General features: G+C 58.8%; 1 protein-coding gene. It reads left to right on the top strand.

Going from position 1 to position 638, the window contains the following annotated elements; genetic code table 11:
- Positions 1–139: 139 nt before the first annotated feature.
- Positions 140–638, top strand: a 499-nt coding sequence (locus tag J7U37_RS24850; protein WP_247637487.1) for a hypothetical protein, incomplete at its 3' end; no start/stop codon positions are given.

Below are 638 nucleotides of genomic sequence, written 5' to 3'. Positions count from 1 at the left end.
GGACAGACGCCCAGCGCAGCGGTGGTCCGGGCAAGAAGCAACAGTCCGGACGGATCGAGCGTCAGTTCATCGACGTGCAACCCATCGGGCATTGTCGGTAGAGACGGGTTCGAGATCAGCATCCGACGCCTCCTCGGTCATGGTGAGGATCAACGCTCAAGAGCCAGATCTGACTCCGTCAGCACCAAAAGTGCGGATGAACCCAGATTATGACCTGATCGTTCTGCAGATCCCGTTCCGCGGCCTTCTTCCCGCGAATGCAATTTGGTCGCTCGACCATGACGACGAGGCGGGCCATCACCGCGTATTCGAGCACGCGTGTCGGATGATCGACGACTACGTTGCTGAAAATCTCAAGTGGACGTTGGCCCACGGCATCCCGACCCTCGTGTGCAATCTTATGGTGCCGCAATCCGACCTGACGGGACGCCTTCTGCCCAGGTACGATCTGCGCAACACGATGTATTTCGTCGAGGAGTTGAACCGGCATATAGGCCGGACGATTCAGCAGTACGCCAACGTCTACCTGCTCGACGTCGACAAGGTCTCGGCTTCGTTGGGGCGCCGATATGCGCAGGATGACGGGGTCTTTTGGTTCACCCACAGCTCGCTCATGCCGATGGGTTCGGATCAGGATG

This window comes from Methylobacterium sp. 37f (assembly GCF_023093475.1).
Taxonomy (GTDB): domain Bacteria; phylum Pseudomonadota; class Alphaproteobacteria; order Rhizobiales; family Beijerinckiaceae; genus Methylobacterium.
This window is presented reverse-complemented; position numbering and strand designations above follow the sequence as displayed.